Source organism: Kineococcus esterisolvens (assembly GCF_050871405.1).
Classification (GTDB): domain Bacteria; phylum Actinomycetota; class Actinomycetes; order Actinomycetales; family Kineococcaceae; genus Kineococcus.
The window spans coordinates 55,505-65,921 of sequence record NZ_JBJLRI010000014.1 but is presented as its reverse complement, the minus strand read 5'-3'; the positions used below and the strand labels follow the sequence as shown (position 1 = coordinate 65,921).

5 protein-coding genes are annotated in these 10,417 nt (G+C 70.3%); all 5 read left to right on the top strand.

What is annotated here, in order from left to right:
* Window positions 1–290 precede the first annotated feature (290 nt).
* The 5 genes from rplA (at window position 291) to ACRYR8_RS07260 (ending at window position 10,234) form a co-directional block, all read left to right on the top strand.
* Window positions 291–1,007, top strand: coding sequence for a 50S ribosomal protein L1 (gene rplA, locus ACRYR8_RS07280; protein ID WP_432483634.1), 717 nt, complete (start codon window positions 291–293; stop codon window positions 1,005–1,007).
* Window positions 1,008–1,328: 321 nt separating this feature from the next.
* The gene (gene rplJ / locus ACRYR8_RS07275; protein ID WP_432483632.1) at window positions 1,329–1,892 is read left to right on the top strand and encodes a 50S ribosomal protein L10; all 564 of its coding nucleotides are present in this window, start codon (window positions 1,329–1,331) and stop codon (window positions 1,890–1,892) included.
* A 71-nt stretch (window positions 1,893–1,963) separates the two neighbouring features.
* A complete protein-coding gene (gene rplL, locus ACRYR8_RS07270; protein ID WP_432483630.1) occupies window positions 1,964–2,350 on the top strand; it encodes a 50S ribosomal protein L7/L12 in 387 nt (128 codons plus the stop codon).
* A gap of 406 nt (window positions 2,351–2,756) precedes the next feature.
* Window positions 2,757–6,242: a DNA-directed RNA polymerase subunit beta gene (gene rpoB, locus ACRYR8_RS07265; protein ID WP_432483628.1), complete on the top strand. Its 3,486-nt coding sequence runs from the start codon at window positions 2,757–2,759 to the stop codon at window positions 6,240–6,242.
* Window positions 6,243–6,352: 110 nt separating this feature from the next.
* Window positions 6,353–10,234 (top strand): DNA-directed RNA polymerase subunit beta', encoded by a 3,882-nt coding sequence (locus ACRYR8_RS07260; protein WP_432483626.1) that lies wholly within the window; start codon window positions 6,353–6,355, stop codon window positions 10,232–10,234.
* Window positions 10,235–10,417: the final 183 nt, after the last annotated feature.

The following is a 10,417-nucleotide window of genomic DNA, read 5'->3' as shown; positions in this document are numbered from 1 at the left end:
GCGGGTGCGCGGCACCTGGGCGCACTTCGCCTCCGCCGACACCCCCGGTGACGCGTCGGTGGACGCGCAGCTGGAGGCCTTCAGCGGGGGGGGGGGCGTCGCCCGCGCCCGCGGGGGCGCCCCCCGCCAGCCGCCCCACGCCCACACCCCCCCCCCCCCCCCCCCCCCCCCCCCCCCCCCCCCCCCCCCCCCCCCCCCCCCCCCCCCCCCCCCCCCCCCCCCCCACCGCAGTGGCAGGGTCGCGCGCGACCCGTCGACCACGACCCTCACCCGACCGAAGAGGAGCAGCAGTGAAGCGCAGCAAGGCCTACCGCGCCGCCGTCGAGAAGATCGACGCGGACGCCCTGTACGCCCCCGCCGAGGCCGTGAAGCTGGCCCGCGAGACGTCGACCACCAAGTACGACGCGACCGTCGAGGTCGCCTTCCGCCTGGGCGTCGACCCGCGCAAGGCCGACCAGATGGTGCGCGGCACCGTCAACCTGCCGCACGGCACGGGCAAGACCGCCCGCGTGCTGGTGTTCGCCGTGGGTGAGCGCGCCGCGCAGGCCGAGGCCGCCGGCGCCGACATCGTCGGTGGCGACGAGCTCATCGACGAGGTCGCCAAGGGCCGCCTCGACTTCGACGCCGCCGTGGCGACCCCCGACCTCATGGGCAAGGTCGGCCGTCTGGGCAAGGTGCTGGGCCCGCGCGGTCTGATGCCGAACCCGAAGACCGGCACGGTGACCATGGACGTCGCCAAGGCCGTCACGGAGATCAAGGGCGGCAAGATCGAGTTCCGCACCGACAAGCACGCCAACCTGCACTTCGTCATCGGCAAGGCCTCCTTCAGCGACACGCAGCTGGTGGAGAACTACGCCGCCGCCCTGGACGAGGTGCTGCGGCTGAAGCCGTCGTCGTCGAAGGGCCGCTACCTGAAGAAGGCGACCATCACGACCACGATGGGCCCCGGCATCCCCGTGGACCCGTCGCTGACCCGCGGCCTCACCGAGGACGCCGTCTCCGCCTGACGCGCTCGCGCCGTCGCCCGCAGGGGCGGGGTCCCCGGGAGGGGACCCCGCCCCTGCGGCGTTCCCTCCCGGGGACCCCGCCGCGGTCGGGAGCACGGCGGTGCGGCGTGTACGCTTGACGGGTACCGAAGACCGCCGGTCGCCGCCCGTCCCGCTGGGAGGGGTGGCAGAAGGTCCCGAGCACGGGCGACCTGCGCAGGTGAGCGAGTGTTCCCGTCCGGGGCCGTCAGGGCCCGGTCCAACGCCCCGCGCGCCTGCGCCGGGGCGTTTCGTGCGTCCGGGGCCGGACCGGCTCCCCGAGACCACGGAAGGAGGGCACACATGGCACGGGCAGACAAGGTGGCGGCCGTGAAGGAGATCACGACGCTGCTCAACGAGTCCACCGCCGCGGTGCTCACCGAGTACCGGGGGTTGACCGTCTCGCAGCTCACGCAGCTGCGCCGGTCGCTGGGTCCTGACACGACCTACGCGGTCCTGAAGAACACGCTCGCCACCATCGCGGCGAAGGAGGCCGGTGTCACGGCCTTCGAGGGGCAGCTCGTCGGCCCCACCGCGATCGCCTTCGTCGCCGGTGACCCGGTCGAGGCGGCCAAGGGCCTGCGTGACTTCGCCAGGGCGAACCCCCAGCTGATCGTCAAGGGCGGGGTGCTCGAAGGGCGCGCGATCAGCGCGGCCGACGTGACCGCCCTCGCCGACCTCGAGTCCCGCGAGGTGCTCCTCGCGAAGGTCGCGGGCGTCCTCAAGGCGTCCCAGGCCAAGGCCGCGGCCCTGTTCCAGGCGCCGCTGTCGAAGACCGTCCGCACCGTGGAAGCGCTGCGGGAGAAGCAGGCCGCGGGCTCGCCCGCGCCGGTCGAGGCCCCCGAGGCCGAGACCGCCGAGGCCTGAGCACCGCACAGCGCGACCCCGCTCCGCGGGCCGACCGCGGAACCACCCCAGACACAGGAAGGACCGCCACCATGGCGAAGCTCAGCACCGACGAGCTGCTCGACGCGTTCAAGGAGCTCACCCTCATCGAGCTCTCCGACTTCGTGAAGAAGTTCGAGGAGACCTTCGACGTCACCGCGGCCGCCCCCGTGGCCGTCGCCGCCGGTGGCCCGGTCGGCGGCGCGCCGGCCGAGGCCGCCGAGGAGCAGTCCGAGTTCGACGTCATCCTCGAGTCCGCCGGCGACAAGAAGATCGGCGTCATCAAGGAGGTCCGCGCTCTGACCTCCCTGGGCCTCAAGGAGGCCAAGGACCTCGTCGACGGCGCCCCCAAGCCCGTCCTCGAGAAGGTCAACAAGGAGACCGCGGACAAGGCCAAGGCCGCCCTCGAGGGCGCCGGCGCCACCGTCACCCTCAAGTGACCCCCTCCCGGGCCTGATCGGCCCGGGACACCGCCGCGAGGGGCGGCCGGACACGCGTCCGGCCGCCCCTCGTGCGTTCCGCCGGCGCTCGTGGCGCTCGTGGTGCGCCGGGGCCGGGGCCGCGACACGCCCTCCACAGCACGGCCGATCGCCTTGACGCGGAGGCGGTGGGGGACCATCCTCGTCAGCGGTTGTCATCACGTTCCGGCCTGCGCGACACCGAGGTCGCCGGGTCCGAGCGCAGGCGTCGACTGGGCCCCCGCTCGGGGGTGGACAGTCGCGCCTTCACGGGGTACCTTGCTGTTTTGCGCTGCCTTCAGTCATATGGCCGGTCGTCGACCAGTGGGACGACCGAGCGGGGCAGGTCAGCGCGTGTCACGTTCGCAGGCCCGTGGAAGGACCCCTCTTGGCCGCCTCGCGCACAGCGTCCGCACCAGGCAACAGCTCTGCTCTGACCGTCTCCGGTCGGTACTCCTTCGGCAAGATCCGTGAACCCCTGGAGGTCCCCGACCTCCTGGCGCTGCAGACCGACAGCTTCGACTGGCTGCTCGGCAACAAGCGCTGGCAGGACCGCGTCGCCGCCTCCCGCGAGGGCGGGTTGGACGTGCCGATGACCTCGGGTCTGGAGGAGATCTTCGAAGAGATCTCGCCGATCGAGGACTTCTCCGGCTCCATGTCGCTGTCGTTCCGCGACCACCGCTTCGAGCCGCCGAAGTACTCCCTGGACGAGTGCAAGGAGCGCGACCTCACCTACGCCGCCCCGCTCTTCGTCACCGCCGAGTTCATCAACGGCAACACCGGTGAGATCAAGAGCCAGACGGTCTTCATGGGCGACTTCCCGCTCATGACCGACCGCGGCACCTTCGTGATCAACGGCACGGAGCGCGTCGTCGTCTCCCAGCTCGTCCGCTCCCCGGGCGTCTACTTCGAGCGCGTGCCGGACAAGACGTCCGACCGCGACACCTGGACCGCCAAGGTCATCCCCTCGCGCGGCGCGTGGCTCGAGTTCGAGATCGACAAGCGCGACACCGTCGGCGTGCGCATCGACCGCAAGCGCAAGCAGTCGGTCACCGTGCTCCTCAAGGCCCTCGGCTGGAGCGAGTCGCAGATCCGCGAGGAGTTCGCGGACTACGAGCCCATGATCGCCACGCTGGAGAAGGACCACACCTCCGGCGTCGAGGACGCGCTGCTGGACATCTACCGCAAGCTGCGCCCGGGCGAGCCGCCGACGCAGGAGGCCGCGCGCAACCTGCTCGACAACCTCTACTTCAACCCCAAGCGCTACGACCTGGCGAAGGTCGGCCGCTACAAGGTCAACAAGAAGCTGGGGATGGAGGAGCCGCTGAGCAGCAGCGTCCTCTCCGTCGACGACATCGTCCGCGCCATCAAGTTCCTGGTGCGCCTGCACGCCGGCGAAACCTCGATGCAGGGCGTCAAGAACGGTCAGCCGGTCGACGTGCGCGTCGAGGTCGACGACATCGACCACTTCGGCAACCGCCGTCTGCGCAGCGTGGGCGAGCTCATCCAGAACCAGGTCCGCACCGGCCTGTCCCGGATGGAGCGCGTCGTGCGCGAGCGCATGACGACGCAGGACGTCGAGGCGATCACCCCGCAGACGCTGATCAACATCCGTCCCGTCGTGGCCTCCATCAAGGAGTTCTTCGGGACGAGCCAGCTGTCGCAGTTCATGGACCAGACCAACCCGCTGGCGGGCCTGACCCACAAGCGCCGCCTGTCGGCGCTGGGCCCCGGCGGTCTGGCCCGTGACCGCGCCGGCATGGAGGTCCGCGACGTCCACCCGTCGCACTACGGCCGCATGTGCCCGATCGAGACCCCCGAGGGCCCGAACATCGGCCTCATCGGCTCGCTGTCCTCGTACGGGCGCATCAACCCGTTCGGCTTCATCGAGACGCCGTACCGCAAGATCGTCGACGGTGTCGTCTCGGACGAGGTCGAGTACCTCACCGCGGACGAGGAGGACGCCTACGTCATCGCGCAGGCGAACGCCCCGCTGAACCCGGACGGCACCTTCGCCGAGGCCCGCGTCCTGGTGCGCGCCAAGGGCGGCGAGACGGAGTTCGTCCAGCGCTCCGAGGTCGACTACATGGACGTCGCCGCGCGGCAGATGGTCTCGGTCGCGACCGCGATGATCCCCTTCCTGGAGCACGACGACGCCAACCGCGCGCTCATGGGCTCCAACATGCAGCGCCAGGCGGTGCCGCTGGTCAAGACCGAGGCGCCGCTGGTCGGCACCGGCATGGAGTTCCGCGCAGCCGTCGACGCCGGTGACGTCGTCGTGGCCGAGAAGGCCGGCGTGGCGACCGAGGTGTCCGCGGACCTGGTGACCACCAGCAACGACGACGGCACCACGACCACCTACCGGGTGGCCAAGTTCCGCCGCTCGAACCACGGCACCGCGTACAACCAGCGCGTCGTCATCAGCGAGGGCGACCGCGTCGAGGTCGGCACCGTGCTGGCCGACGGCCCGTCGACCGACGGCGGCGAGATGGCGCTGGGCCGCAACCTGCTCGTGGCGTTCATGCCGTGGGAGGGCCACAACTACGAGGACGCGATCATCCTGTCGCAGCGCCTCGTGCAGGACGACGTCCTGTCCTCGATCCACATCGAGGAGCACGAGGTCGACGCCCGCGACACCAAGCTGGGCCCGGAGGAGATCACCCGCGACATCCCCAACGTCGCGGAGGACGTGCTGGCCGACCTCGACGAGCGCGGCATCATCCGCATCGGTGCCGAGGTCCGCGACGGCGACCTGCTCGTCGGCAAGGTCACGCCCAAGGGTGAGACCGAGCTGACCCCGGAGGAGCGCCTGCTGCGCGCGATCTTCGGCGAGAAGGCGCGCGAGGTGCGCGACACCTCGCTGAAGGTGCCCCACGGCGAGACCGGCACCGTCATCGGCGTGAAGGTCTTCGACCGCGACGAGGGCGACGAGCTGCCCCCGGGCGTGAACCAGCTGGTGCGCGTCTACGTGGCCAACAAGCGCAAGATCACCGACGGTGACAAGCTCGCCGGCCGCCACGGCAACAAGGGCGTCATCTCCAAGATCCTGCCCGTGGAGGACATGCCGTTCCTCGAGGACGGCACGCCGGTCGACGTCATCCTCAACCCGCTGGGCGTGCCGAGCCGGATGAACGTCGGTCAGGTCCTGGAGCTGCACCTGGGCTGGATCGCCTCGCGCGGCTGGAAGATCGAGGGCGAGCCCGACTGGGCGAAGCTCATCCCGGAGGAGATCCGCGAGGCCCCGGCCGGCTCGCGCATCGCCTCGCCCGTCTTCGACGGTGCGCGCGAGGAGGAGATCACCGGGCTGCTCAGCTCGACGACCCTCACCCGCGACGGCGACCGCCTCGTGCAGGGCGACGGCAAGGCGCGCCTGTTCGACGGCCGCTCCGGCGAGCCGTTCCCGGACCCGGTGGCGGTCGGCTACATGTACATCCTGAAGCTGCACCACCTGGTCGACGACAAGATCCACGCGCGTTCGACCGGCCCGTACTCCATGATCACCCAGCAGCCGCTCGGTGGTAAGGCGCAGTTCGGCGGTCAGCGCTTCGGTGAGATGGAGGTCTGGGCCCTGGAGGCGTACGGCGCTGCCTACGCCCTGCAGGAGCTGCTGACCATCAAGTCCGACGACGTCCTGGGCCGCGTGAAGGTCTACGAGGCGATCGTCAAGGGCGAGAACATCCCCGAGCCAGGGATCCCCGAGTCGTTCAAGGTGCTCATCAAGGAGATGCAGTCCCTCTGCCTGAACGTCGAGGTCCTGTCCTCCGACGGCATGGCCATCGAGATGCGCGACAGCGACGAGGACGTCTTCCGGGCGGCCGAGGAGCTGGGCATCGACCTGGCTCGGCGCGAGCCGAGCAGCGTCGAAGAGGTCTGACGGGAGCGGGCCGGGGAGCACCCCGGCCCGCACCGCCGGCCAACGGGGCCCCCGAGGGGTTCCACGGATTCGAGTCAGACCTCAGGAAAATCGACAGAAAGAAGATCACGTTGCTCGACGTCAACTTCTTCGACGAGCTGCGCATCGGGCTGGCCACCGCGGACGACATCCGCACGTGGTCGCACGGTGAGGTCAAGAAGCCCGAGACCATCAACTACCGCACCCTGAAGCCGGAGAAGGACGGGCTCTTCTGCGAGAAGATCTTCGGTCCCACCCGGGACTGGGAGTGCTACTGCGGCAAGTACAAGCGCGTCCGCTTCAAGGGCATCATCTGCGAGCGCTGCGGCGTCGAGGTCACCCGCGCCAAGGTGCGCCGCGAGCGGATGGGCCACATCGAGCTGGCCGCTCCCGTCACGCACATCTGGTACTTCAAGGGCGTCCCGAGCCGCCTGGGCTACCTGCTGGACCTGGCGCCGAAGGACCTCGAGAAGGTCATCTACTTCGCCGCTTACATGATCACGTGGGTCGACGAGGAGGCGCGCCAGCGCGACCACTCCTCGCTCGAGGCGCAGATCGAGGTCGAGAAGCGCGAGGTGGAGAACCGTCGCGACGCCGACGTGGACGCCCGCGCCAAGACGCTGGAGACCGACCTCGCCGAGCTCGAGGCCGAGGGCGCCAAGTCCGACGTGCGCCGCAAGGTGCGCGAGTCCGCCGAGCGCGAGATGGCGCAGATCCGCCGTCGCGCCGACGCGGAGATCGACCGCCTGACCGCGGTCTGGGACCGCTTCCGCAACCTCAAGGTGCAGGACCTCGAGGGTGACGAGGTGCTCTACCGCGCCATGCGCGAGCGCTTCGGCATGTACTTCGAGGGCGGCATGGGTGCTGCGGCGCTGCAGAAGCGCCTGCAGAGCTTCGACCTGGAGGCAGAGGCCGAGTCGCTGCGCGAGACCATCGCGACGGGCAAGGGCCAGCGCAAGACCCGCGCCCTGAAGCGCCTGAAGGTCGTCTCCGCGTTCCTGACGACGCGCAACTCGCCCGAGGGCATGGTCCTGGACTGCGTCCCGGTCATCCCGCCGGACCTGCGTCCGATGGTCCAGCTGGACGGTGGCCGCTTCGCCACCAGCGACCTGAACGACCTCTACCGGCGCGTGATCAACCGCAACAACCGCCTCAAGCGGCTGCTGGACCTCGGTGCGCCCGAGATCATCGTCAACAACGAGAAGCGGATGCTGCAGGAGGCCGTCGACGCGCTGTTCGACAACGGCCGCCGCGGCCGGCCGGTGACGGGCCCGGGCAACCGTCCGCTGAAGTCGCTGTCCGACATGCTCAAGGGCAAGCAGGGCCGGTTCCGCCAGAACCTGCTCGGCAAGCGCGTCGACTACTCCGGCCGTTCGGTCATCGTCGTCGGCCCGCAGCTGAAGCTCCACCAGTGCGGCCTGCCCAAGCAGATGGCGCTGGAGCTCTTCAAGCCCTTCGTCATGAAGCGGCTGGTGGACCTGTCGCACGCGCAGAACATCAAGTCGGCCAAGCGCATGGTCGAGCGCGCTCGCCCGGTGGTCTGGGACGTCCTGTCCGAGGTCATCACCGAGCACCCCGTGCTGCTCAACCGCGCGCCCACGCTGCACCGCCTCGGCATCCAGGCCTTCGAGCCCCAGCTGGTCGAGGGCAAGGCCATCCAGATCCACCCGCTCGTCTGCACCGCGTTCAACGCGGACTTCGACGGTGACCAGATGGCCGTGCACGTGCCGCTGAGCGCGGAGGCGCAGGCCGAGGCCCGCATCCTCATGCTCTCGAGCAACAACATCCTCAAGCCGGCGGACGGCCGCCCGGTGACCATGCCCACCCAGGACATGATCATCGGCATCTACCACCTGACCGCCGACCGGGACGACGTGGACGGCGTGGGCCGGCAGTTCTCCTCCCTCGCCGAGGCGATCATGGCCTTCGACGCCAAGCAGCTGGACCTGAACGCCAAGGTCCGCATCCGCCTGTCGGGCGTCGTGCCGACGCCGGACATGACGCTGCCCGAGGGCTGGGAGCCCGGTGCCGACCTGGTCGTCGACACCACCCTGGGCCGCGCCCTGTTCAACGAGACGCTGCCGGTCGACTACGAGTACGTGAACGCGGTCGTCGACAAGAAGCGCCTGTCGGCCATCGTCAACGACCTCGCCGAGCGCTACCCGAAGGTCCAGGTGGCGGCGACGCTGGACGCCCTGAAGGAGGCCGGTTTCCACTGGGCCACCCGCTCGGGCACCACCGTCTCCATCGCCGACGTCGTGACCCCGCCGAACAAGCAGGCGATCCTCGAGACCTACGAGGCCAAGGCCGAGAAGGTCCAGCAGCAGTACGAGCGTGGTCTGATCACCGACGACGAGCGCCGTCAGGAGCTCATCGAGATCTGGACCCAGGCCACGAACGACGTCGCCAAGGACCTCGAGCAGGCCATGCCCACGCACAACACGATCCACCGCATGGTGAGCTCGGGTGCGCGAGGCAACTGGATGCAGATGCGTCAGCTCGCCGGCATGCGCGGTCTGATGGCGAACCCGAAGGGCGAGATCATCCCCCGCCCGGTGAAGGCCTCGTTCCGCGAGGGCCTGACCGTGGGTGAGTTCTTCATCACCACGCACGGCGCCCGCAAGGGTCTGGCGGACACCGCGCTGCGGACCGCCGACTCCGGCTACCTCACCCGTCGTCTCGTCGACGTCTCCCAGGACGTCATCGTGCGCGAGGACGACTGCGGCACCAGCCGTGGCCTGGAGATGCCGATCGCGGAGCGCAACACCGACGGGTCGCTGCGCCGTCACGACGACGTCGAGACGAGCGTGTACGCCCGGACGCTGGCCACAGACGTGCTGGTGGACGGTGAGGTGGCCCTGGCCGCCGGCGCCGACCTCGGCGACGTGGTCATCGACGAGCTGGTCGGTCGCGGGGTGGAGTCGGTCAAGGTCCGCTCGGTGCTCACCTGCGAGTCCCGGGTCGGCACCTGCGCCCGCTGCTACGGCCGGTCGCTGGCCAGCGGCAAGCTCGTCGACATCGGCGAGGCCGTCGGCATCGTCGCGGCCCAGTCGATCGGCGAGCCCGGCACCCAGCTGACGATGCGCACCTTCCACACCGGTGGTGCCGCGTCCGAGGCCGGTGACATCACGCACGGCCTGCCGCGCGTGGTGGAGCTGTTCGAGGCGCGCACCCCCAAGGGCAACGCCCCGATCACCGAGTCGGCCGGCCGCGTCCGCGTGGAGGACACCGACAAGGGCCGCTCGATCGTCGTCACCCCCGACGACGGCGGCGAGGAGGTCGCCTACCCGGTCACCCGCCGCCAGCGCCTGCTGGTGGAGGACGGCCAGCACGTCGAGGTCGGGCAGAAGCTCGTCCAGGGCGCGGTCGACCCCAAGCAGATCCTGCGCATCCTCGGCCCGCGCCGGGTGCAGATGCACCTGGTCGACGAGGTGCAGGAGGTCTACCGCTCCCAGGGCGTGTCGATCCACGACAAGCACATCGAGGTCATCGTCCGCCAGATGCTCAAGCGGGTGACGATCATCGAGCAGAACGGCTCCGAGCTGCTCCCGGGCGAGCTGGTCGAGCGCGCGCGCTTCGAGGAGGAGAACCGCCGGGTGATGGCGGAGGGCGGCCAGCCGTCCTCCGGCCGCCCGGAGCTGATGGGCATCACGAAGGCGTCGCTCGCGACGGACTCGTGGCTGTCCGCGGCCTCCTTCCAGGAGACGACGCGGGTGCTGACCAACGCGGCCATGGAGGGCAAGAGCGACCCGCTCCTGGGCCTGAAGGAGAACGTCATCATCGGCAAGCTCATCCCGGCCGGCACGGGTCTCCCGCGCTACCGCAACATCCGGGTGGAGCCGACCGAGGAGGCCAAGGCGCAGATGTACTCGGTGCCCGGCTACGACGAGGTCGACTACGCGCAGTTCGGCGTGGGCTCCGGCCAGGCCGTGCCGCTGGAGGAGTTCGACTACGGCAGCAGCGACTACCGCTGACGGCCACGGCGCCGCCCCGCGACCCCGCTGCGGCGGGGGAGCGGGGCGGCGCTCCGCGGGGGCTCGTTTTGACCCCCCGTTTTCCGGCGGGTAGGCTCGTGTGCGCTTGACACGAGCGTGCCCGCGATCAGGTGACAGGACGTCACCGGCTCGGGTCCTCGAACGAACGACACGCCCGACCTC

Coding starts and splice junctions, on each gene's coding strand:
- rplL (WP_432483630.1), top strand. CDS start 1,964: ATGGCGAAGCTCAGCACCGACGAGCTGCTCGACGCGTTCAAGGAGCTC.
- rplJ (WP_432483632.1), top strand. CDS start 1,329: ATGGCACGGGCAGACAAGGTGGCGGCCGTGAAGGAGATCACGACGCTG.